At 63.9% G+C, this 22,391-nt stretch carries 18 protein-coding genes and 1 pseudogene; 11 read left to right on the top strand and 8 right to left on the bottom strand.

What is annotated here, in order from left to right:
* The first annotated feature begins 76 nt into the window (after positions 1 to 76).
* From LJX93_RS15900 to LJX93_RS15885, 4 genes are all read left to right on the top strand, one after another.
* Positions 77 to 1,117, top strand: a complete 1,041-nt coding sequence (locus tag LJX93_RS15900; protein ID WP_095064563.1) for a homoserine dehydrogenase — start codon at positions 77 to 79, stop codon at positions 1,115 to 1,117.
* 10 nt (positions 1,118 to 1,127) lie between these two features.
* Positions 1,128 to 2,552 carry an aldehyde dehydrogenase family protein gene (locus LJX93_RS15895; RefSeq protein ID WP_033698599.1) on the top strand — a complete coding sequence of 475 codons (1,425 nt, stop codon included), beginning with the start codon at positions 1,128 to 1,130 and terminating at the stop codon, positions 2,550 to 2,552.
* A 72-nt stretch (positions 2,553 to 2,624) separates the two neighbouring features.
* Positions 2,625 to 3,338 (top strand): NAD(P)H-dependent oxidoreductase, encoded by a 714-nt coding sequence (locus LJX93_RS15890; protein WP_227696181.1) that lies wholly within the window; start codon positions 2,625 to 2,627, stop codon positions 3,336 to 3,338.
* The gene (locus LJX93_RS15885; RefSeq protein WP_033698596.1) at positions 3,277 to 3,675 is read left to right on the top strand and encodes a MerR family transcriptional regulator; all 399 of its coding nucleotides are present in this window, start codon (positions 3,277 to 3,279) and stop codon (positions 3,673 to 3,675) included. Before LJX93_RS15890 ends, LJX93_RS15885 begins: the two co-directional genes overlap by 62 nt.
* On the opposite strand, the gene LJX93_RS15880 is transcribed toward LJX93_RS15885, so the two are convergent.
* Positions 3,661 to 4,071, bottom strand: coding sequence for a c-type cytochrome (locus tag LJX93_RS15880; RefSeq protein WP_152604614.1), 411 nt, complete (start codon positions 4,069 to 4,071; stop codon positions 3,661 to 3,663). The two genes, LJX93_RS15885 and LJX93_RS15880, sit on opposite strands and share 15 nt — an antisense overlap.
* Before the next feature lie 746 nt (positions 4,072 to 4,817).
* Here LJX93_RS15880 and LJX93_RS15875 point away from each other — a divergent pair.
* Positions 4,818 to 6,233 (top strand): NAD(P)/FAD-dependent oxidoreductase, encoded by a 1,416-nt coding sequence (locus LJX93_RS15875; protein ID WP_033698595.1) that lies wholly within the window; start codon positions 4,818 to 4,820, stop codon positions 6,231 to 6,233.
* 81 nt (positions 6,234 to 6,314) lie between these two features.
* Positions 6,315 to 6,812: a RidA family protein gene (locus tag LJX93_RS15870; protein ID WP_033698594.1), complete on the top strand. Its 498-nt coding sequence runs from the start codon at positions 6,315 to 6,317 to the stop codon at positions 6,810 to 6,812.
* A gap of 56 nt (positions 6,813 to 6,868) precedes the next feature.
* Here LJX93_RS15870 and LJX93_RS15865 read toward each other — a convergent pair whose 3' ends face one another.
* From LJX93_RS15865 to LJX93_RS15850, 4 genes are all read right to left on the bottom strand, one after another.
* The gene (locus LJX93_RS15865) at positions 6,869 to 8,095 is read right to left on the bottom strand and encodes an MFS transporter (protein WP_371925449.1); all 1,227 of its coding nucleotides are present in this window, start codon (positions 8,093 to 8,095) and stop codon (positions 6,869 to 6,871) included.
* Between the two features lie 106 nt (positions 8,096 to 8,201).
* Positions 8,202 to 9,452 (bottom strand): OprD family porin, encoded by a 1,251-nt coding sequence (locus tag LJX93_RS15860; RefSeq protein WP_227696179.1) that lies wholly within the window; start codon positions 9,450 to 9,452, stop codon positions 8,202 to 8,204.
* 46 nt (positions 9,453 to 9,498) lie between these two features.
* A complete protein-coding gene (locus LJX93_RS15855; RefSeq protein ID WP_033698592.1) occupies positions 9,499 to 10,608 on the bottom strand; it encodes an aromatic ring-hydroxylating dioxygenase subunit alpha in 1,110 nt (369 codons plus the stop codon).
* Between the two features lie 31 nt (positions 10,609 to 10,639).
* Positions 10,640 to 11,590: a PDR/VanB family oxidoreductase gene (locus tag LJX93_RS15850; protein WP_227696178.1), complete on the bottom strand. Its 951-nt coding sequence runs from the start codon at positions 11,588 to 11,590 to the stop codon at positions 10,640 to 10,642.
* 175 nt (positions 11,591 to 11,765) lie between these two features.
* On the opposite strand from LJX93_RS15850, the gene LJX93_RS15845 reads away from it, so the two are divergent.
* Complete coding sequence (locus LJX93_RS15845) at positions 11,766 to 12,536, top strand: helix-turn-helix domain-containing protein (protein WP_052040678.1); 771 nt, start codon at positions 11,766 to 11,768, stop codon at positions 12,534 to 12,536.
* 370 nt (positions 12,537 to 12,906) lie between these two features.
* On the opposite strand, the gene LJX93_RS15840 is transcribed toward LJX93_RS15845, so the two are convergent.
* Entirely contained in the window at positions 12,907 to 14,607 is a 1,701-nt protein-coding gene (locus LJX93_RS15840; protein WP_156311464.1) for a M24 family metallopeptidase, read from the bottom strand.
* A gap of 90 nt (positions 14,608 to 14,697) precedes the next feature.
* Here LJX93_RS15840 and LJX93_RS15835 point away from each other — a divergent pair.
* Positions 14,698 to 16,182 (top strand): annotated as a pseudogene (locus LJX93_RS15835) (PLP-dependent aminotransferase family protein); the annotation flags it as partial.
* 4 nt (positions 16,183 to 16,186) lie between these two features.
* Here the strand turns inward: LJX93_RS15835 and LJX93_RS15830 are convergent.
* Together LJX93_RS15830 and LJX93_RS15825 are read right to left on the bottom strand one after the other, a co-directional pair.
* The gene (locus LJX93_RS15830) at positions 16,187 to 17,200 is read right to left on the bottom strand and encodes a formylglycine-generating enzyme family protein (RefSeq protein WP_227696177.1); all 1,014 of its coding nucleotides are present in this window, start codon (positions 17,198 to 17,200) and stop codon (positions 16,187 to 16,189) included.
* A gap of 20 nt (positions 17,201 to 17,220) precedes the next feature.
* Positions 17,221 to 18,885, bottom strand: a complete 1,665-nt coding sequence (locus LJX93_RS15825) for an arylsulfatase (RefSeq protein WP_033698584.1) — start codon at positions 18,883 to 18,885, stop codon at positions 17,221 to 17,223.
* Positions 18,886 to 19,168: 283 nt separating this feature from the next.
* On the opposite strand from LJX93_RS15825, the gene LJX93_RS15820 reads away from it, so the two are divergent.
* Genes LJX93_RS15820 through LJX93_RS15810 form a run of 3 tightly spaced genes read left to right on the top strand, consistent with a single transcriptional unit; the run spans position 19,169 to position 22,361 of the window.
* Positions 19,169 to 20,560, top strand: coding sequence for an alginate export family protein (locus tag LJX93_RS15820; protein ID WP_227696176.1), 1,392 nt, complete (start codon positions 19,169 to 19,171; stop codon positions 20,558 to 20,560).
* Positions 20,561 to 20,592: 32 nt separating this feature from the next.
* A complete protein-coding gene (gene mhpT / locus LJX93_RS15815; protein WP_033698581.1) occupies positions 20,593 to 21,825 on the top strand; it encodes a 3-(3-hydroxy-phenyl)propionate transporter MhpT in 1,233 nt (410 codons plus the stop codon).
* Positions 21,822 to 22,361 (top strand): DUF3237 domain-containing protein, encoded by a 540-nt coding sequence (locus LJX93_RS15810; protein ID WP_033698580.1) that lies wholly within the window; start codon positions 21,822 to 21,824, stop codon positions 22,359 to 22,361. Before mhpT ends, LJX93_RS15810 begins: the two co-directional genes overlap by 4 nt.
* Positions 22,362 to 22,391: the final 30 nt, after the last annotated feature.

Here is a 22,391-nt window from a genome sequence, read left to right as displayed (position 1 = left end):
CGTTTTGGCCAATTCTACTGCCCGCCGGCACCTCGTACGCTGAGCCCATCAAACAACAGCAAAAAGGAACGCCTTCGTGACTGAATACAAAATTGCCCTGGTAGGTTTTGGCGGTGTCAACAGAGGCCTGGCCCAACTGATTGCAACGAGCAACGACAGCTGGCAGGCCACCCTCGGCTTCAGCCTGAAAATCGTCGGCGTCACCGACCTGTTCCTCGGCTCGCTGGTCGACCGCAATGGCCTGGACGCTGCCGCACTGGCGGCCTTGCCAGCCGAAAAGGGCGCGTTTGCACAGCTGCCAGGCGGCACCGCCGAGGCGTTCAACGAAACCGTCATCAAGCAGTCCGGCGCCGACATCATCGCCGAGGCCACCTTCACCAACCCGGTCGATGGTGAGCCGGCCGCCACCTTCTGCCGCTGGGCGCTGGAGAGCGGCATCCATGTGGTGACCACCAACAAAGGGCCGATCGCCTTGCACGGTGCCGAACTCAAGGCGCTGGCCCAGCGGCACAACGTTGCGTTCGAATACGAAGGCGCAGTAATGAGCGGCACGCCGGTGATTCGCCTGGCCAAACAGGCCCTGGCGGGTGCGCAGATACAAGGCTTCGAGGGCATTCTCAACGGTACCTCCAACTATGTCCTGACCCGCATGAAAGACGGCTTGTCGTTCGCCGATGCGGTGGCCCAGGCGCAGCAGCTGGGGTATGCCGAAGCCGACCCGACGGCCGACGTCGAAGGCTATGACGTGCGCCTGAAGGTGGTGATCCTGGCCAATGAGTTGCTGGATGCACGCTTGAGCGTCAGCGATGTGACGTGCTCGGGCATCAGCGGCATCAGCGCGTCGGACATCGTCAAGGCGCAGGCCACCGGCCAGTGCTGGAAGCTGATCGGTGCTGCCAGCAAGGCGGCTGACGGTGCGGTGTCTGCGAGTGTCGAAGCCCGCTTGCTGCCACTTGAGCATCCGCTTGCCGGCATCAGCGGCGCAATTAATGCGGTGTCGTTCGACACCGGGCTGCTGGGTGCTGTCACGGTGTCCGGGCCGGGCGCAGGGCGCATCGAGACGGCCTACGCCTTGCTCTCCGACATCATTGCCCTGCACACCACCCACCGTCAGTAACGGAGCCTTTATGAGCGTATCTCGCATGGCCAGTGTTCACGCTGTAGCGCCAAGCCACATAGACGTGTTCAGCCCCTTTGACGGCCGCCTGGTGGGACGTGTGCCCTGCCTGGACGCCAGTGCAGTGCCCGCCTTGCTGGCGCGTGCACGGGCGGGGTGCCTTGAAAGTGCAGCAATGCCCCGGCACCGTCGCGCGCGCATTCTGGAAGAGGCGGCGCGGTTGGTGGAAGCCGATGCTGCCGCGTTCGCCGAGCTGATCGTGGCCGAAGCCGGTAAAACCCTGCGTCAGGCCCAGAAGGAGGTAAAGCGCTGTGTGAACACGCTGAAGCTGTCCGCCGAGGAGGCGCGGCGTAATGCCGGCGAAGTGGTGCCGTTCGAAGCCTATGAAGGCTCCGAGGCCCGCCAGGGCTGGTTCAGCCGCGAACCGCTGGGGCTGATTGTGGCGATCACACCCTACAACGACCCGCTGAACCTGGTGGCGCACAAGTTGGGCCCGGCGATTGCCGGTGGCAATGCGGTGATCCTCAAGCCGTCCGAACTGGCGCCGCTGTCGGCGTTGAAACTGGTCGATTGCCTGGTACAGGCCGGGCTCGGCGAAAACGTGGTGACTACCGCCACCGGCGGTGTCGAACTGGGCAAGGCGCTGGTCGAACTGCGCGAGGTGCGCATGGTTTCCTTCACCGGCGGCTTTGCGACCGGCGAGTCGATCGCCCGCAGCGCAGGGTTGAAAAAACTTGCCATGGACCTGGGCGGCAATGCGCCTGTGCTGGTGCTGGCGGACTGCGACTTGGAGCAGACGGTAGAGTCATGTGTCTCGGGTGCCTTCTGGGCGGCGGGGCAGAACTGCATCGGCACGCAACGGATCCTCGTGCAGCGCGCGGTGTACGCGGCATTTCGCGAACAGTTCGTGGCGCAGTCCAAGGCGTTGCAGTTGGGTGACCCGGCGAACCTGGAAACGGATGTCGGCCCCATGGTCACCGAACAGGCGGCCCGTCGCACCGAGCAGTGGGTGGACGAGGCGCTGGGGCAGGGTGCAACGCTGCTTTGTGGCCATCGCCGGCAAGGCGCCCTGTATGCGCCCACTGTGCTGGAGCAGGTCAGCCACAGCAGCCGTATCTGGCTACAGGAAGTGTTCGCGCCGGTGGCGATCCTTGAACCGTTCGACACCTTGGATGAGGCCGTTGCCCTGGCCAATGCGCCGGAATACAGCCTGCATGCGGGAGTGTTTACCCGGGACCTGTCGACGGCGCTGAAGCTGGCGCGGCGGATCGAGGCGGGGGGCGTGATGATCAACGACTCGTCCGATTACCGCTTCGACGCCATGCCGTTTGGCGGCTTCAAGTACGGCAGCCTCGGCCGCGAAGGGGTGCGCTTTGCCTATGAAGACATGACCCAGCCCAAGGTGGTGTGCATCAACCATCTGGATTCGCAGTAACGGCCTGGCTGGCCTTGACTCTCCTGTTACGGGCAGCCTTTACCCTGAAGGCTTCACGTTCAGGATGTGGTCATGATGAGTAAGCGCGTACTGGTGGTGCTGGGCCACCCTTCTGGCGATAGTTTCTGCGGTGCTTTGGCCGCGCGTTACGTCGAGGCAGCCAGCAGTGCCGGGCATGATGTACGGGTGTTACGCCTTGGTGCCTTGAACTTCGACCCGGTGTTGCGCGAAGGCTACAGGCAGGTTCAGCCACTGGAGCCCGACCTGCTCAAGGCCCAGGCAGACATCACCTGGGCTGAGCACCTGGCCTTCATCTACCCGATTTGGTGGGGCGGCATTCCCGCTTTGATGAAAGGTTTTTTCGACCGGGTGTTCCTGCCCGGTTTTGCTTTCCAGTACCGCGCAGGCAAGGCCTTCCCCGAGCAACGCCTGAAAGGGCGAACGGCGCATCTGCTGGTAACGATGGACACTCCCCCGTGGTATTACAGATGGGTTTACCGCATGCCTGGCCTTCATCAGGTACGCAAGACGACGTTGCAGTTCTGCGGCATAAAACCCTTGAAGACCCCTGACGTTCGGGCCGCTGCTCGGCTCCAGCCCGCGGCAACGCGAAGCCTGGCTTGCGAAGGCCAACAGTATCGCCAGCCGCTGACCAGGCCCGGGTGGTTCCCGATCCGGCAGCGCTATGTGAAGATGCGGCGCACCCGAACGAAAAAGGACGTTCATGTACATCGGCAAAGCCGCCCAGCTGTCGGGCACCACGGTCAAGACCATCCGCCACTATGAAGCGATTGGCCTGCTGCCGCCGCCCGAGCGTCAGGGAAAGTACCGCGTTTACAACCAGCAAAGCGTTGAGCTGCTGACGCTCATCAAATGCGCGCAGCAGTTGGGCTTCAAACTCAAGGAAATGCAGGCGATCCTCCAGGGGCACCGTGGGCAAGCATTGCCGTGGGCGCTGGTGGGCAAGGCCATTGCCGACAAGAAGCTTGAAGTGATGGCGCAGATCAGTGGGTTGCAGCAGGTGTACGCGGGGCTTGAAGCGTTTGAAGCCAGCCTTGAGAGTGCCAGCTATCAGTGCGGCGCTGAGCGCCTGCCAGTCATTTCAGGATCAGGGGGTTCTTGAAATCACACCGGTCATGTATTGGTTCAGGTCGCGAAAATCGTTAACGCTCCAGGCGTGCGGCGGTATTTTTACACCGTTCTGCTGGAGCGTCTTTGGGATCAAGTTGCCATTGGGGCGAAGTATCACCGACGCGACGATAACGCCTGGATAATTGCTCAGCCGCTTTTTGAAGGCAGCGCTTGTAAGGTCGGGGGTTGGCGGGTTGCTTTTATTGGCCAGCGGCCCTGTTCCCTTGATATCGGCACCGTGGCACACGGCACATCGTTGTACGTAGAGGTTTTTGCCATTGGTCATGTCGGCGACGGCGTGCGGTGTTTGCGTGAGTGAGAAAACCCCTAGTAACGCGATGAGGGATACTTTAATGGGGTGGTGGTGTTGAATCTGGTTTTGCAGCATCCCGTTCTTCCTTGGGTGACAGTGCAGGGGCAATACCGAACAGTCCGAAGATGCGTTGTGGCGATTGTTCTGTAGGGTTTGATAGGGGCGTTAGTGTACCGGCATTCTGAGGGAATGAATGTACGTCGGGAGATCGGGTGAGGGCGGCTAGGTGCTTGTCTTTGGTTTTTACAGCGCCTATGAGATCGAGCGCCGCCCGCGCGGCGCTTCGCGGGGCAAGCCCGCTCCCACATCTGTTTCAGGCCAATGAGTCCTGTTAAATAGGCGCGCGACACCTTGTTTGTACGATGCGATATCGAGGCGGGCACCAAAGGGGCCGCGCGCCAATGCTTCAGGCATAACTGGCCCGAAACAGATGTGGGAGCGGGCTTGCCCCGCGAAGCGCCGCGCGGGCGGCGCTCGATGTACGCCCCACCACTAATCCCACGACAGGCACCTGGCAGCCCTTACCCAAATAACAATTAACCATCCAGTTACTTCACCCGAACTAATCCCCTATAACTAATATGGCGTGTCGCCATATCAACTTTATATGTCCCCTCCATGATAGTTACGAAATCCCTGAACTAATTATTTGTCCTCAGCGATTCCACAGTCTGAACAGCATCACCAGAATGCCCGCCCTCAATTTGAACCGTCAGCCTGACGCGATGGCCACAAAGTTGGCCACGGGGGCTGTCGGCCAGCCTATGGCCCATTGTCTGGGCTGATGCAACCCACACCGAATGCTTGGAAAGGAAAGTGTCATGGGAATGACAAGGCGTAAATTTTTGATTGGCGGCGGCGTCGTGGCCGCTGCGGCGGGTGCGGGTATTCTGACGCCTATGCTGACGCGCGAAGGTCGGTTGATCCCCGGCAAACCGCGCTTCGGTTTTGTACAGGGCACCGAGGGCACGCTGCCCAAGCAAGCGGACGTGGTCGTCGTTGGCGCTGGCATTCTGGGGCTCATGACCGCGATCAACCTCGTCGAGCGTGGCCTCTCCGTCGTTGTCGTCGAAAAAGGTGAGATTGCCGGCGAGCAGTCGTGCCGGTTCTATGGTCAGGTCATGACCTACAAGATGCCTGATGCGACGTTCCAGTTGCACCACCTGGCCAAGCAACGCTGGCGTGAAATGAACGCCAAAGTAGGTGCGGATACCAGCTATCGCACACAAGGCCGGGTCGAAGTGCCTTTCGATGAAGAAGACCTGGAAGGCGTCAGAAAGTGGATCGATCTGAAAACCCGCGAAGTCGGCTCGGACATCCCCTTCAAGACGCGCATCATTCAAGGCAATGAGCTCGATCAACGGCTGCGCGGTTCAGCCTCCAGCTGGAAGGTCGCAGGCTTCGAGGAAGACTCCGGTAGCCTGGACGCCGAGCGCGCGTCGTACGTCATGGCCGAGTACGCCAAGAAAATGGGTGTGCGTATCTACACCCACTGCGCGGCAAGGGGCCTGGAAACCCAGGCAGGTGCCATCTCTGATGTGGTGACCGAGAAGGGCGCCATTCGCGCGTCTCGCGTGATCGTCGCGGGCGGTGCCTGGTCCCGGTTGTTCATGCAGAACCTGGGCGTCGACGTGCCGACCTTGCCTGCTTACCAATCCCAGCAAATCATCAGCGCTGCGCCCCGCGCACCGGGTGGCAACGTTGCATTGCCGGGGAATATCTACTTCCGCGAGCAGGCTGACGGCACCTACGCCACCTCGCCGCGCGTTGTCGTTGCGCCGGTGGTCAAAGAGTCGTTCATGTATGGTTACAAGTACCTGCCACTGCTGGCCATCCCCGACTTCCCGGTACACATCTCGCTGAACAAGCAGCTGATCGACTCGTTCACTCAGCCAACCAGCTGGAGGCTGGATGAGGTGTCGCCGTTCGAGAAGAACAGGCTGATGACCGCGGCCCCTGATATTCCAGAGCTCGATGCATCCCTGGCCAAACTCAAGGTCGAATTCCCTGCCTTCAACGACTCGAAGTTGATCGATCAGTGGAGCGGCGCCATGGCCATCGCCCCGGATGAGAACCCCATCATTTCGACGGTCAAAGAGTACCCAGGCCTGGTCATCAACACCGCGACCGGCTGGGGCATGACGGAGAGCCCGGTGTCCTCCGAGTTGACGGTTGACCTGCTGCTGGGCAAGGCGCCAGTGCTTGATCCAGAGCCGTTTAGCTTGTACCGATTCTAAACCTGCTACGACAATGGAATGACCCGTGCACGCGTCATCGATGCGTGCGCATCACCCTTGGTAATCATTTAGGAGAAACACATGAAGGTCGCTTTCAAGACCGTTGCTGCATTGGCCCTGACGATCGCCGGTGCCGGGAGCGTTCATGCACAGGATGTTGTGCGCCATAGCGCAGGTAGTTTCCCCATTTCGGCCGCTGTGGAAGTGCCTGCTGGCAAGACAGTCGTTTACCTGAGCGGCTCCGTTCCGTCGGTCATCCACCCCGACGCCGCCAAGGATTCGCTGGAATCCTTCGGTGATACCAAAGCCCAGACCATCAATGTGCTTGAAAACATCCAGAAGCAGCTCAAAGACCTCGGTCTGGGCCTCAAGGATGTGGTGAAGATGCAGGTATTCCTGGTAGGCGGGCCGGAGAACGGCGGCAAGATGGACTTCGACGGCTTCATGGCCGGCTACACCCAGTTCTTCGGGCCAGCGGCCAAGCAGCCAGTACTGCCTGCCCGCTCGGCGTTCCAGATTGCAGGCTTGGCACACCCAGCCTGGCGCGTCGAGATCGAAGTCACGGCGGTTCGTCCCTGACAAGACCGTTGCTTGAAGCAGGCGTGGCCCAGCCACGCCTGCCTGCGTACCTTGCCTCAGCGTGGGTTGACCACGGCAGCCGAGGTGCGCAGCACCAGCAAGGCGCCCAAGGCGATCACCAACGACAACAAGTAGAGCGCCAGGCTGGCGCTTTGAGTGTTGTCGCGCATCCAGCCGATCAGGTAAGGCGCGACAAACGCCGCCACGCTGCCCAGCGAGCTGATCAGGGCCAACCCAGGCGCCAGTATCGGCCCGGCCAGGTAGGCCGGAGGCAATTGCCAGAACATCGGCAACGCACTGCTGGCACCCATGCCGGCAATGGCCAGGCCTGTCATCACCCACAGCGGTGACTGCGGCTGCAGGCCGGTCAGGGTCAACCCCACCGCGCACATCAGAATCGGCACGCACAGGTGCCAGCGCCGTTCTTTGTGGTGGTCGGAAGAGCGCCCCACGGCAATCATGAAGAAACACCCGGCCAGATAGGGCAGTGCACTGAGCAGGCCGATCTGGCTGTCGTGGGCAACGCCCGCGCCGTGGATCAGGGTCGGCATCCAGAACGCCAGGGTGTTGACCGCCAGCATGACCGCGAAATAGATCGCCACCAGCAGCCAGACCTGGCCATTGGCAAAGATCCCGCGCCAGGAGCTGATCTGTTTGCGTGCTTCTTCACGGGCCAGCGTCTGGCGCAGGGCGTGCTTCTGTTCGTCGCTGAGCCAGCGTGCGTCTTCGATGCGGTCGTCCAGCCGCGCCAGTATCACCAGGCCCAAGGCCACGACCGGCAGGCCTTCGATCAAAAACATCCACTGCCACCCGCGCAGCCCGGCGGTGTCTTGCATGTGTTCGAGGATCCAGCCCGATACCGGGCCGCCGACCACGCCGGCCATGGGGACTGCCAGGGTGAACAGGGCGGTGATCGAGGCCCGGCGCCCGGCCGGGAACCAGCGGTAGAGGTAGACCAGAATGCCCGGGAAGAAACCGGCCTCGGCCACCCCCAGGCCGAAACGCAGGGCATAGAAGCCGTGGGCGCTTTCAATCAGCAGCATGGCGCTGGAGAGCAGCCCCCAGGTCACCATCATCAGGGCGATCCAGCGCCGTGGGCCGAGCTTGTCGAGCACCAGGTTTGCCGGCACGCCGAACATCGCGTAGGCGACGAAGAACAGCCCGGCACCCAGGCCGTAGACGGTGTCGGAGAACTGCAGGTCGTTGCTCATCTGCAGCTTGGCGAAGCCGATGTTGATGCGGTCCAGGTGGGCGAAAACGTAGCTGATCAGCAGCAGCGGCATGATCCGCCAACTGATCTGGCGGTGGGTATTGGCAGTGCTCTGCGCGTGTTGCAGAGACTCGAAGGTCTGGCTCATGGGGTTACCTCGAAGGGCAGGTGTAAGGGGGTCACCAGAGTTTCAGGGTGTAGCTGAGGATCAGCCGGTTCTCGTCCATGTCGCTGGCGTAGCTGGAGCGATAGGCCGCGTTGCGCCAACGCACGCCCAGCCCTTGGAAGTAGCCGGCCTGGATGACGTAGGCGAGGTCTGTGTCGCGTTCCCACTCATGGCCGTCGGCCGCGCGGGTGCGGATGTCGTCGCCGCGCACGTAGCGGGTCATGAAGCTCAGCCCGGGTAGCCCGAGGGCGGCGAAGTTGTAGTCATAGCGGGCTTGCCACGACACTTCGCCAGCGCTGGTGAAGGTGCCGATCGTGACCAAGTTGGCGGTGTAGGGCGGGGTGTAGCCGTTCAGGGTGGGGAAGGCATCGTTGCCGTACATGCGCTGGTAGCCCACGCCGACCTTGTGCGCACCCACGCTGAGGGTGCTCATCATGTTGAAGTTGCGGTTGTCGACGCTGCCGGCCTTGGCAGTGCCGGCGCTGGTGCTGTCGAAGTAACGCAGGTCGGTGAGCAGCGACAACCCCGGCCCTAATGGCAGCGTGTGCACCAGGCCGTAGAAGTCTTGCTGGTACACGTCACGCAGCTCGCCGCGAAAGGCACTGGCGATCAAGCCGTGGCCAACGTCATAACTGGCGCCCAGCACATCGAAGGCGCCGCTGTCGAACGCGGCGCTGCGCCCGGCCAGGTACATGCGGTCGCTGCCCGACGACTCACGGGTGCGCGAGCGCCAGAGCTGCCCGGCGGTCAGGGTCAGCCGCTCGACGTCCTGCGATTGCAGCAGCGCGCCATCGAACGTCTGGGGCATCAGGCGCATGTCATCGCGAAAGACCACGGGCAGCGTCGGGGTGAGGATGCCGACATCAAGGCGGGTCTTCGACACCCGCAGCTTGCCGGTGACACCCATGTGGCTGAAGTCGTCCACCGGCCGGCCTGACTGCGAACCGAAGGGCAGCGTGCCGTCCCCGCTGCGGCCGCGCCCCGAGTCGAGCTTGACCCCCAGCAGGCCCAGGTAGTCCAGGCCAACGCCGACCGGCCCTTCGGTGAAGCCCGATTGCATTCGCAGCATGAAGGCTTGCGACCAGTTGCCGACCTGGGAAGCCTGGGCCCCGTGCTGGCGATAATCGCGGTTCTGGTAGAAGTTGCGCAGCTCCAGGCTGCCCTGGCTGTCGCCGATGAAGTCGGCGCGGGCGGGCAGTGGCAAGGCCAGCGCTGCCACCAGCGCCAGGCGCAGGCAGGTGATAGCCGGTTCAGGCTTGAACATGTGATGTCCCTTTTATTGTTGTTATGGACGGCGGCCAGCGCTGCCTTCAGCCGACCTTGCGGCTGTCGTGCTGGCGCTCGGCATCGGCGCGTTTCTTCAGGTAGAGGCGGGTGGCGACGGCAGGGGCGTCGCTGGCCACGGATATTTCGTAGTGATGGTCGTCGCGGTCGTCGAGCGCGGCCTCCAGTGCACCGAGGCCTTCCACGTCTTCGTTGAAGGCGGCGAACAGCTGCTCGTGCATGTACTCACCCAGGGCTTCGTCGTGCTGGGCGAAGTCGCGCCCATGGACGATGAAGTAGTGCAGGCTGTTGGCGGTTTCCGGGGTCAGGATATGCGCGGTGCGGATGTGGAACTGCTGGCGCTGCTCCAGCGGCTGGGCGCTGTCGTAGAAGGTCACGCTGACCCGGTGCAGCCCCGGCGAAAGAAACTCCGACGTGGCAATGCGTGCCGCGCTGGGGCAGCCTTCCAGCCCTGTGGTCTTGCCCCACACTGGCGACAGGGTGGTCGGCACCACTTCGCGGATCAGGGTGTAATGGCCTTCCTTGAGGTCCAGCTTGTAGGGCGCGCTGGCGTAGTCCGGGGTGCCGATGGTGTTGGCATGCAGGAAGCTCAGGTGGGTCAGGTCCATGAGGTTTTCATGCAGGCTGACGTAGTTGCCCGGGTGATGGAAATACCCGGAGGTGCAGGCCCAGGCCGGGTCGTCGATCCATGCCTGATGGGGGATCTGCGCCGCGTCGGCGAGGGCCTCCTCGCCCAGCCAGATCCACAGTAACGGCCCTTGGCGCACCAGCGGGTACCGGCGTACGCCAATACCACGTGGGCAGTTTTTCTGTGACGGCACCTCGGTCAGGTCGCCGGCGGCGTCGTAGCGGAAGCCGTGGTAGCCACAGACGATGGTGTCGCCTTGCAGATGGCTGCGCGAGAGCGGGAACGAGCGGTGCGCGCAGCGGTCTTCCAGGGCGATCGGCTCGCCTGCCTCTGTGCGGTACATCACCACGCGGCGGTCGAGCAGGCGCCGGGCCAGCAAGTGCCGGCCGACTTCATCGTCAAAGGCGGCGACATACCACTCGTTGTAGATGAACGGGGTCTCGCGGTTGGCCATCGGTTCGCTGGCTTTGCGGGCATGCGCAATCAGGTTGCTGGTGGGCAGTGACATGGGGATGCTCCTTGAAAAAGGGTGAGGCGGTTCAGAGGTCCAGCACCAGGCTGTCGCCCAGGGCACGCGAGACGCAGATCATCAGGCTCTGGCCTGCGGCCTTGTCGGCATCCGAGAGGATCAGGTCGCGGTGGTCTGGCACGCCTGCGCAGACGCGGGTCTGGCAACTGCCGCAGATGCCGGCCCGGCATGAAAACGGCAGCTCGATGCCGTGGGCCTCTAGGGCTTCGAGGATGCTTTGTTGGGGGGCGACCCAGATGCTGCGGTCGCTGAGGTTCAGGTGCACGGTGAAGCCACGGTCGCCCTCGGTGCTGGCCGGTGCGGCGCTGAAGCGTTCGTTGTGCAGGCGTTCGGCGCGTGGCCCGGCAGCGGCTTGCAAGGCGTCGAGCATCGGCGCTGGCCCGCAGGCGTACAGGTGCTCGCCATCGCGCAGGGTGTCGAGCAGTTGCGCGGTATCCAGATGGCCGCCCGCTTCGTCGTCGAAGTGCAGTTGCACCCGGGCAGGGTCCAGTGCGCGCAGGGTTTCGTAGAACGCGGCGCGTTGCCGGTTGCGGGCGCTGTACACCAATCGCCAGTCCTTGTCGTGCGCCTGGCACCAGCGCAGCATCGCCAGTATCGGCGTGATGCCGATGCCGCCCGCCACTAGGCAATAGCGTTGCAGGTGCTCGTCCAGCCCGAAGTGGTTGCGCGGCAGGCTGCAGGCGAGGGTGTCGCCCAGGCGCAGTTGCTGATGCATGAAACGCGAGCCGCCGCGGCTATCAGGTGCCAGGCCCACGCCGATCAGGTAGCGGTCGCGTTCATCGGGCGCGTTGAGCAGTGAGTAGTGGCGCGGCAGGTCGCCTGCGACGAGGATTTCCAGGTGGGCACCCGCGCTGAAGGGCGGCAGTGCCCGGCCATCGTCTGCACGCAGCTCGATCAGTGCCACGTCCTTGGCTTCTGCGGCGTAGCGCGTGACGCGCAGGTTCAGTGGGTGCTGGTTCATGGGTGTTCCCGATCATTGTCGTTGTCGGGGTCAGCTTACGGACGCGCGTTTGCCAGGGCTGTCACCCGTGAGGTGGACAAGGTCGTGGATTGGCGGCAGACTGATAGTTAATAGGTTAACTATTTATCGGGCGCTGTTCGCCCGAGCCAATAACAATAAATATCCGAGTGCCGCCATGATTCGTCTCAGCACCCCACAGGCATCGACCTTGCCCGCGCAAATTCGCGCTTTCAGCGACCTGACCCGCGCGTTGGGCACGCCTGGCTTTCCCGCTGCGTTGCTGGACTGCCTGGGCCAGTGGGCGGCCTGCGAGCATTTTTCCGTGTTGCGCATGGACGGCGCGCGGCCGCAGCTGCTGGCGGCCGGCACCCGCCACCCTGACGCCAGCCTGGTGCTGCGCTGCGGCCAGGCGTACATCGAGCACTACCATCGTTATGACCCCTTGTTCGAGCCGTTGAAGGAGGCCCCCGGGCAGGTCGGCCACCTGCTGGCCCAGGACATCCGCCATGGGCCATACCGCGAGGCGATCTACCAGCGCAATGGCATGATCGAACGGTTGTCCAGCGTGTACCTGGACGAACAGGCGCGCCCAGTGCAGTTCAACCTCTACCGGCACCACGATCAGGGTTTTTTCAACGACCAGGAATTGCAGATGTGCGAAGCGCTCAGCCCGGCGCTGCTGCAGCTGTTGCGCGGGCACCTGGCGCTGAACAGCCTGAACCCGGTCAAGAACCCTCAGCAGCAGTTGCTGCAGCGCTGCCCCGAGCTCACCACGCAAGAGTTGAACATCTGTGCCCGCCTGCTACAGGGCATGACCCATGCCGGCATCGCCGCCGACCTGGGCATCAAGGAAAGTACCGTGAAGACTTACCGTAACCGGGCGTTCGACCGGCTAGGCATCCACTTTCGCAGCCAGCTGTTCGCGTTGTTCTCGGCCCAGGGGTAGGGCGCCCTGGCAGCACGATCAAATGTGCTTGTCGGGAGATGGAGTGATGGCGGCTAGGTGCCTGTCTTGGGTTTGGAGGTGGGGCAGATATCGAGCGCCGCCCGCGCGGCGCATCGCGACGCAAGGCCGCTCCTACATTTGTTTCGGGCCAGTTACGTCTGAAGTATTGGCGCGCGGCCCCTTGGCGCCCGCCTCGATTTCGCGCCGTACAAACAAGGGCTCGCGCGCGCTGGCACAGACATGACTGGCCCGAAACAAATGTAGGAGCGGCCTTGCGTCGCGATGCGCCGCGCGGGCGGCGCTCGATCTGATAGGCGCTGAAAATGCCAAGCCAGGCACCTGGTGGCCCCGAATAGAATCTCCAGGCGTTTCATTGGTGTTTCTGAAGCACCACAGATTTGGCCGGCCTGGCTTGCCCAACCAGAATGTCTTCGAAAAACGCCCCGACCGGCTCCGTGGGGTGGCACAGCTGAATCTCCAGTACCCAGACCATCTCGCTCGGTACGATGTCCAGGTCGGCCAGTTTGTCCTGGCCGAACAGCGCATGGGGGAAGTCGGCGATGCGGTGCCCGGCCAGGTTGCGCTCCAGCTGCCAGCCTTTGGCCAGGGCGCTGCGCTCGGCGACGTCGTACAGTTCACGGCCGGTCAGCCCGTCGCACCAGGCTTGGCGCGTCTCTTCGAACACCTCGTGCAGGGCGGTGACGCAGGCCTGATACAGCGGGTGCTCGCCGAACACGAAGGTGTCGCCATAGTCGCCTTCATAACCATCCCACACCGGGCCGAGGTCGACCACGGCGATGTCGGTGGCACGCAGCCGGCGCTGCAGGTCGATGCCCTGGCGCGGTGTGCGGATGGTGTCGTCGCCAAAGCGGATATAGGTCGGGTGCCAGGTGTGCGACGCGCCCATTGCCTGCAACGTCTGGCCTGCCATGTGCAACGCCTCGGCGGTGGTCATGCCGACTTTCAGCTGGCTGGCGATGGCCGCCAGGGCCCGCACCGACTGCTCGCGGGCGGCGAGCATGCCGTCCAGCGAGTAGCGCGGGCCGACTTTTTCCAGTACCGGGTCCAGCGTGTCGAGCATCGCGGTCGCCGGTACCGATGCGCCGCTGGGTACAAACGCTTCGGCGACAAAACGGTGTGCCTGCACGCCCGCTGCAAGGCACAGCGCGCGGGCCTGGCTGATCATCGCAGGGTTGCCGCAGGCATAGACCTGGGTGTCGGCCCACGGGTGAGCGTGCGTCAGCGCAACCTGTTGCACGCGGGCTTGTGCCGACAGCACCCGGTGCCAGCGAAACCGTGGATGGGCCTGGCTGGCCTGGTCGAGAAACGCGCTGTCATAGAAGTCGGCCTGCGCTGAACCGCCCCAATACAACGTGACCTGGGCAGTGCCAGACAGGGCCGTCAGCAACAACGGCTTGATGCCGGCATAGCCGGTGCCGGTGGCGAACAACACCACGGGGCGTTCACCTTCGTGTTGCCAGGTGCAGGCGCCCACGGGCCCTTCGAGCTGCAGCGCGTCGCCCACCTGCAGGGACGGCAGGGTGCCTGCGGTGAACAGCCCGCCGCTGAGGGTGCGAATATGAAACACCAACCGCCCTTGGTCCTGCGCTGGCAGGTTGGCGATGGAGAAACAGCGGCTGTCGCCGTTGGCCAGGCAAAACCTCAGGTACTGGCCGGCGCGTACCTCGAGGGGCTGCGTGGGTTGCAGCACCAGTTCGGTGATGTCCACGCTCAGGGCGCGTTTGCTCAGCACATGGGCGCTGATCTGCAGGGTCGGCGTGTCCACTGACCAGCCGGGTATTTCCAGGCGCATGTCGCTGCAGGCATGGCTCTGGCACAGCAGCATCTCGTTGGCGGCGAGGGGGTAGCAGGGCGCGGGCGTGTCGTCGCTGCGTTGTTTGGCCCGATACTGGCCCGCCACCACCTTGACCTTGCACGACCCACAGGCGCCGCGGCGGCACGAGAAGGGCACGGACAGGCCGCTGGCGAGCATTGCATCGAGCAGCAAGCCTTCGGCGGCTTCGAAGCGCTTGCCCGAGGGCGAGAGTTCAATGACATGGCGATCGTGCATACAGACCTCAGGGCGCAAGGGTGGGCTGGAGAGGCCTGATTGTTGCGTTTAGACTAGGACCACAAGAACCTCCAGTTCTGGATAATTCACATGGTCCAGCTTCGCAAATGGCGGCCGCTGCTCAAGCTCGATGGGGCTCAGCCGCAGGCCTCGTACCGCAAGATCGTCGAAGGCCTGGTGACCGCCATCGTCGAGGGCCGCCTGCGCCCCGGCACACTGTTGCCCGGCACGCGGGAGATGGCGCAACTGCTTGACGTCAATCGCAAGACGGTGATCCTCGCCTACGAAGAGGCGGTCACCAAAGGCTGGCTGGAGAGCGTGCAGCGCCGGGGCACCTTCGTCAGTACCCGGCTCGCCGCGGGCACGCTGCCTGCGCGCGGCGCGCCGCCGACCTTCGCCCTGGCGCTGAACGACGCGCCAGCGGTGGCGTATTTCACCCACAGCGAGCAGGTGACGACGCTGCACCATCGGCCGGGCGCGCTGTTTTTCGATAACGGCGCCTGTGACCATCGCCTGCTGCCCCAGGCTGTGTTGCATCGCTATTACCGCAAGGCCTTGCGCACCAGTTTCACCACCAACACCGTGCGCCATGGCTGCGAGGGCAGCAGCCAATACCTGCGCAGCGCATTGGCCGACATGCTGCGCCATAACCGCAGCCTGAACGTGGGAGCAGAACACATCTGCCTGACCCAAGGCGTGCAGATGTCGCTGTACCTGACGGCCAGCGCATTGCTCAAGCCGGGTGATGTGGTGCTGGTCGAGCGCCTGAGCTACCCGCCGGCGTGGGAGATATTCCGCCAGTTGGGGGCGCGGCTGGTTACCGTCGACCTGGACGAGGAGGGTTGCCGGGTCGATCAGGTCGACGCGTTGTGCCGGGCACACGACGTTCGCATGATGTACCTCACCCCGCATCACCAGTTCCCGACCACGGTCAGCCTGCATGCCGCACGCAGGCAGCAATTGCTGGAGCTGGCCAGGCTGCATGATTTTTGCGTGATCGAAGAAGACTACGACCACGAGTATCACTTTGCCGGACGCCCCTACTTGCCGCTGGCCAGCGACCCTTCGCAGCGCCATGTGATCTACATCGGTTCGCTGTCCAAGTCGTTGGGCAGCACCTTTCGTTGCAGCTTTATCGTGGCGCCGCCGAATGTGATCGAGGTGCTTGAGCGTACCGCGGTGCTGACCTTGGGGCAGGGGGATGCGGTCATGCAACGGATGCTGGCGGACCTGATCAATGACGGCGAGCTGAAAAAGCACCTGCGGCGGGTGTCCAGCGAGTACCGTCGGCGTCGGGAGACCTTGTTGAATTGCCTGCGCGATGCCTTTGGCGAGCAGATAGCGGTGCAGGCACCGGAAGGCGGGTTGGCACTGTGGGTGACGTTCGACGATGCGATCGATGTCGACCAGTTGGCGGCCAAAGCGTTGCAGCTGGACCTGGTGCTGCGCGGCGGCGGCCAGTTTTCACCGTTCGGCCACCGCGAAAATGCCTTGCGCCTGGGCTTCGCCTCGCTCGATGTGGACGAGATCCGCCGTGCGACCCAGCGGCTGGCACAGGCGGCAAGCGACCTGGGCAGCCTCAGTCGGCCGCAGCTGCCCGCACCGTCCGAAACCCCACATGAGACGTTGCCAGGTACACCGTCTGCGGCTGCCGTGCCGAAGGCCGGTAGCGCATGCAGGCATCCGCCGAGCACAGGTGTGAACCCCCCTTGATCACCACCACCGGCGTACCGGGTTGTACGGGGTCGTAGCTGTCGCCCAGCGCCGGGCCCGTGGGGTCGAGGGCGGCGTCGCGTGCCTCATCATGCCCGGGGCGATAGCCGCTGCGCGTCAGCTCCCAGACGTTGCCGCCCGCGTCGAACAGGCCAAAGCCATTGGCCACGAAGCAGCCCACCGGGGAGGTGCCGGTGAAACCGTCGAGCGCTTGATTGTGATACGGGAACTGGCCCTGCCAGGTATTGGCCATGGGGTTGCCGTTGGGCCGCTCAGCCGTGCCCCAACTGAAGTCCGCATCCTGCAGGCCACCGCGCATCGCGTATTCCAGCTGCGCCTCGCTGGGCAGTGTGCGCCCGGCCCAGCGGGCGTAGGCCTGGGCATCGCGCAGGGTCACCTGCACCACCGGGTGGTTGGCCCGATCGTGCCAGTGGCTGCCGGGCCCCAGGGGGTGGCGCCAGTTCGCCCCGGCAACGAATTGCCAGCCGGGCCGCAACACCTGCGCGCCTTGCTTGAACACCATTGCGCCTGGCACCCGCAGCGGGTCTGGCAGGTCGGGGGCGGCCTGTGCGTCGATGCCCTGTTCGGCCTGGGTCACGTAGCCGGTGGCCTGTACGAAGCGGGCGAACTGGGCATTGGTGACCGGGTGCACGTCGACCCAGAAGGCCGAGACCTTGGCCCGGTGCGGCGGGCCTTCTTCGCTGTAGAAGCGGTCTGAGCCGAAGCTGAACGTGCCCCCGGCAACGCGGACCATACCGTCTCGCCAAGGCCCCTGGTGGGGCTCTGGCACGCCGCTGTAACTGCTGCATAGCAGCGCCGGTGCAGGGGGCACCGGCCAGGCGGCATACGCGGCGGCAAGCACGCCGAGGGCGAGTACCACACCCCCGAGCCTCCGGGGGGTCATGGCTTGCGGACCAACGCGGGGGAAACAGGCCGCCCCTCGGCCGTGGTCACGATGTTGTTGCGCTGGGCGTAGCTTTTCCAGTCGCGCAGCAGTTCTGCCACTTGCATGGGCTGTTGCGGGGCCAGGTCATGGCGTTCGCCTGGGTCCTTGCTCAAATCGAACAAACGCCAGGCCGGCGCTGCGTCGGTGGTATCGAACAACAGCTTGAGGTCGCCCTTGCGCAAGGAGGCATTCCCGTTGATTTCCCAGCCCAGGGCCTCGTCGCGGGGGTGGATCTGGGTGTCCTTGCCTTCGAGGTAAGCCAAAGCTGATGTGCCTTGGGGGGGCACGATATCGCGGTCGCGGTACTTGATGCCTGGCAAGGACGCACCGGCCAGTTGCAGCAAGGTCGGCATGATGTCGCGGACGCTGGCGAGCGCTTCGCTGCGCCCGGGTTTTATCGTCGCCGGGTAGTGGACGAAGGCCGGTACGCGAATTCCGCCCTGGTAGGTGGTCATCTTGTAGCGGCGGCTGGGCAGGGCGCTGACCTGGGCCCAGGCCGAGCCGATCATCAGGAACGAATCGGGCCGGCCGTAGTTTTCCAGGCGGTTGTCGAAGTTGCTTTTGATCCACGCCGGGTCTACACGGTTGGCATTTTCCGGGCCATTGTCGGACATGAACAACACCAGGGTGTTGTCGAGTTCGCCCGTGGCCCGCAGATGCTCCACCAAGCGTCCGACCTCGGCGTCCAGCGCCGCTACCATGGCTGCGTAAACCTCCATGGTGCGGGCTGACTGCTGCTGTTGCTCAGGGCTCAGCGACGCCCAGGCCGGCACGCCTTCCAGTTGCGGCTCAATCGGGAAGTCGGCGGGCACCAACCCCGCCTTGCGCTGGCGCTCAAGCCGTTCGCGGGCAATCTGCTCATAGCCTTGGTCATAGCGGCCGCGGTATTGCGCCAGGTACGCGTCGGGTGCCTGCAGCGGCCAGTGCGGTGCGGTGTAGGCGGCAAAGGCGAAGAACGGCTTGTGGCTGGCCTTGCCCTGGTCGATGGCGTCGATCAGGCGGTCGGTGAACCAGCGGGTCGAGTAGAAATCGTTAGGCAGCTCCACCGGCTCGCCGTTGTGGCGGAAGGTCCAGCTGTAGTTAGGCAGCAGGCCCATGTTGGTTTGCTTGAAGTGCGCCGCCCCCCCTTCGAGCAGTACATAAGCCTGGTCGAAACCGCGGTTCTGCGGCTGCTGCGCCGGGGTCATGCCCAGGTGCCATTTGCCGGCGATGTAGGTGCGGTAGCCGGCATCGCGCAACAACTCGGCGAGCGTGGCCACGTTGGCCCCCAGCACACCTTCATACCCCGGTTGCACTTCGCTGCCCGCCGGCAGCCGCCCGCGCGACTCGGCCATCATGCCAACTCCGGAGAGGTGCGGGTCGTTGCCGGACATCAGCATGGCGCGGGTGGGGGAGCAGCTGGGTGCGGCGTGAAAGTCCAGCATCAGGCGCCCGTCCGCCAGCAGCTTGTCCAGGTGGGGGGTAGCGATTTCACTGCCCAACGCAGACAGGTCGGAAAACCCCAGGTCATCCGCGACCACCAGCAGAATGTTGGGTTGTTTAACGGTTGGCGCGGCGAACGCTTGGCTCGCGCCGAGCAGAAGCAGGCCGAAAGCAAGCAAGGGCTTAGAGGGTGTCATGGGGTTCTCTTTATTATTGTGGGTGGAATGCACCACATGATTTTTTTATTTAATGATCTTGTCAAGGAATGCAAACCGCAGGCGCCCGTGGCTGAAACGCTTCTTTACGGGCTTTGCCAGGCAACGGCCCTGAATCGGGGGTTTCAAAAGTGTTCGATCAGCGAACACTGATCGCGCAGCCGCAGCGGTGATATGCGCTGGCGCCTATTGACGGCATCATCGTTAATCAAAATAATCGTTAACAGAGTTATCCATTTTCACAGCAACAAGAAAGGATATTCTGATGACCAAGCCGTTGACGGGGGCATGTCTGTCCCTGGCGCTGTTATCAATCGCTCCGCTTTCACAGGCTGCCAGCCCCTTGGAGGACAGTCGGCCGGGGCGTCCCGGCGCGCCGCGCTGGGTCGAGGACTACCGCTTTCTGGATGCACCGGGCAAAGCCACCGATCCGTTCGATGGCCTGCGCTACCATCGCTTGTCCGACAGCGCTTGGCTGCAATTGGGCGCAGAGGCGCGCTACCGCGCCGATGCAATGGACAAACCGTTCTTCGGCTTGCGCGGCATCAAGGACGATTCCTACCTGATGCAGCGCCTGCAGGCGCACGCCGACCTGCACCTGTTCGACGATGCGCTGCGCGCCTTCGTGCAGGTCGAGAACACCCGCGCCTTCGGCAAAGACCTGTACTCGCCCAATGACGAAAGCCGCAATGAAGTGCGCCAGGCCTTTATCGACCTGAACCATGACTTTACCGGTGGGCGCTACACCACACGCGTCGGCCGCCAGGAAATGGCCTATGGCAACCAGGTGTTCGTGACCTACCGCGATTCGCCCAACATCCGCCAGACTTTCGATGGGCTGCGCGCCAGCCTCAACCTCAAGGACGGGCGCAAGCTCGATGCCTTTGCCGTGCGGCCCGTAGAAACCGGCGAGGACAGCTGGGATGACGGCAGCAACAATGCAGTCAAGTTCTATGGCCTGTATGGCACGCAGCCGCTGACCCAGGCGTGGAACATCGACCTGTTCGCCTTCGGCCTGGAAACCGACGACCGCACCCTGGCGGGGGAAACCGGTGACGAGAAACGCTACACCTTCGGCACCCGCGTGTTCGGCCGTTACCAGGCCATCGACTGGAGCTGGGACCTGGCGGCCCAGCGCGGGCACCTGGGCAACGCCGACATTCGGGCCTGGGCGGTGTCCAGCGACACCGGGTACACCTTCAGTCACCTGTGGAACCCGCGCCTGGCCATGCGCCTGGACGCCGCCAGTGGTGACAGCGAGGTGGGCGATGGCAAGGTCGGTACCTTCGACCCGTTGTACCCGCGCAATGGCGTCTACGGCGAGGCCAGCCTGACCACCTTGAGCAACGTCATCGTCATTGGCCCGACCTTCGGTTTTTCACCTTGGCGCAGCCTGCGCTTCGAGCCCGGCGTGTTCGAAGTGTGGAAACAGAACACCAGCGACGGGGTATACATGCCTGGCATGAGCGTACTTGCCAACACCCGCGGCACTGGCCGACACGTGGGCACCATCTACCGGGTCAACACCCGATGGTTGCCAACGCCTAACCTGACGCTCGACCTGGACCTGAAGTACTACGACATAGGCGCTGCCATTCGCGATGCCGGGGGCGACGACGCCTCGTTCGTGTCCATGCGCGCCACCTTCAGGCTCTGATTACCTTACGCATAACAACAAGAGGGCTGCACATGAGTGGTTCAATCGCACATTCGCACCGACCGGTACTGACTATCGGTTTGTGCTTTCTCGTCGCCCTGCTCGAAGGGCTCGACCTGCAAGCCACCGGTATTGCGGCGCCGCACATGGCCAAGGAATTCGCCTTGACTCCGGCGATGCTGGGGTGGGTGTTCAGTGCCGGCTTGCTCGGCCTGTTGCCTGGCGCCTTCGTTGGCGGCTGGCTGGCTGACCGCCTGGGCCGCAAACGCATCCTGATCATGGCCGTGTTGCTGTTCGGGCTGTTCTCCCTGGGCACCGCACATGCCTGGGACTATGCCTCGCTGCTGGTTGCCCGGCTGATGACCGGGCTGGGGCTGGGGGCGGCATTGCCGATCCTCATCGCCATGGCCAGTGAAGCGGCCCACGAACGCTTGCGCAGCACGGCCGTCAGCCTGACTTACTGCGGTGTCCCCCTAGGCGGCGCCATCGCGTCGGTGATTGGCATGGCAGGCTTGGGTGAGGGCTGGCGCCTGGTGTTCTATGTCGGCGGTTTCGCACCGATCGCGATTGCCTTCGTGCTGATGGCCTGGCTGCCTGAATCCCAGGCGTTTCGTGCCCAGGCCGCGACCACGGGCACGCAGAACGGGCTGGCAGCGCAACTGTTCGGCCCAGGCCGGGCGAGCCGCACGCTGCTGCTGTGGCTGGCGTGCTTCTTTACCTTGACCGTGCTGTACATGCTGCTCAACTGGCTGCCTTCGCTGTTGATTGGCCAGGGCTATACGCGGCCGCAGGCCGGCGCGGTGCAGATCCTGTTCAACCTGGGCGGCGCGGCGGGGTCATTCCTCACCGGGCGCATGATGGACCGTGGCCATGCGGGGCGTGCGGTGTGCATCGCCTATGCCGGCATGCTCGCCTCGTTGGCAGGCCTGGGCCTGTCCACCAGCTTCGGCTTGCTCTTGCTGGCGGGCTTTACCGCAGGCTATTGCGCCATCGGCGGCCAGTTGGTGCTGTATGCGCTGGCCCCCACGCTGTACCCGACACACGTGCGCGCCACGGGGGTGGGCGCGTCGGTGGCCGTGGGCCGGTTGGGGTCGATGGCCGGGCCGTTGGCGGCCGGGCAGATCCTCGCTGCCGGCGCAGGCGTAGGCGGTTTGTTGCTGGCGGCCTCACCGGGGCTGGTGGTGGCTGCCGTAGCGGCGATGGCACTGCTGGGGCGCGGTGCAGCGCAGGCCGAAGCTGCAGCCTCGGGAGGTGTTGCGCCATGAGCCTGGGTAAAGCACTTGCCGTCATGCTGTTGAGCGGTTGCGCCGCACTGGCCCAGGCGGCCAGCTATGAACCGCCGCCGCTCAAGCTTGAGCCACTGGCGCGCTTCAGTGTCGACCTGGTGGCACCCATCTGGGAGCTGGGCAGCACCAGCGGGCAGGGCAAGCGGCGCATCATCCCCATCACGGGTGGGCATTTCGAGGGCGCTCGGCTCAAGGGCACCATCCTCAACAACGGCGCGGACTGGCAAGTGGTCACCCCAGAGGGGGTGGCCATTATCGACACCCGTTACCTGCTGCAGACCGATGACGGTGCGTTGATCTACCTGCGCACCGAGGGCTACCGCTTCGGCCCGCCCGAGGTAATGAAGAAAGTCGCCGCCGGCGAGGACGTCGACCCCAGCCTGTACCAGTTCCGCATCACGCTGCGCTTTGAAACCTCGGCCCCGCAATACGCCTGGCTGAACCGCACGGTGGGCGTGGGCAGCGCCATGCGCCTGGGCAATGCCGTGGTCTACGACGCATTCGAAGTAAAATAGATAATTTCATTAATGGTTAATTGACTTAAC

Source organism: Pseudomonas sp. HN2-3 (assembly GCF_020691745.1).
In the GTDB taxonomy this organism is placed as follows: domain Bacteria; phylum Pseudomonadota; class Gammaproteobacteria; order Pseudomonadales; family Pseudomonadaceae; genus Aquipseudomonas; species Aquipseudomonas capeferrum.
This window is presented reverse-complemented; position numbering and strand designations above follow the sequence as displayed.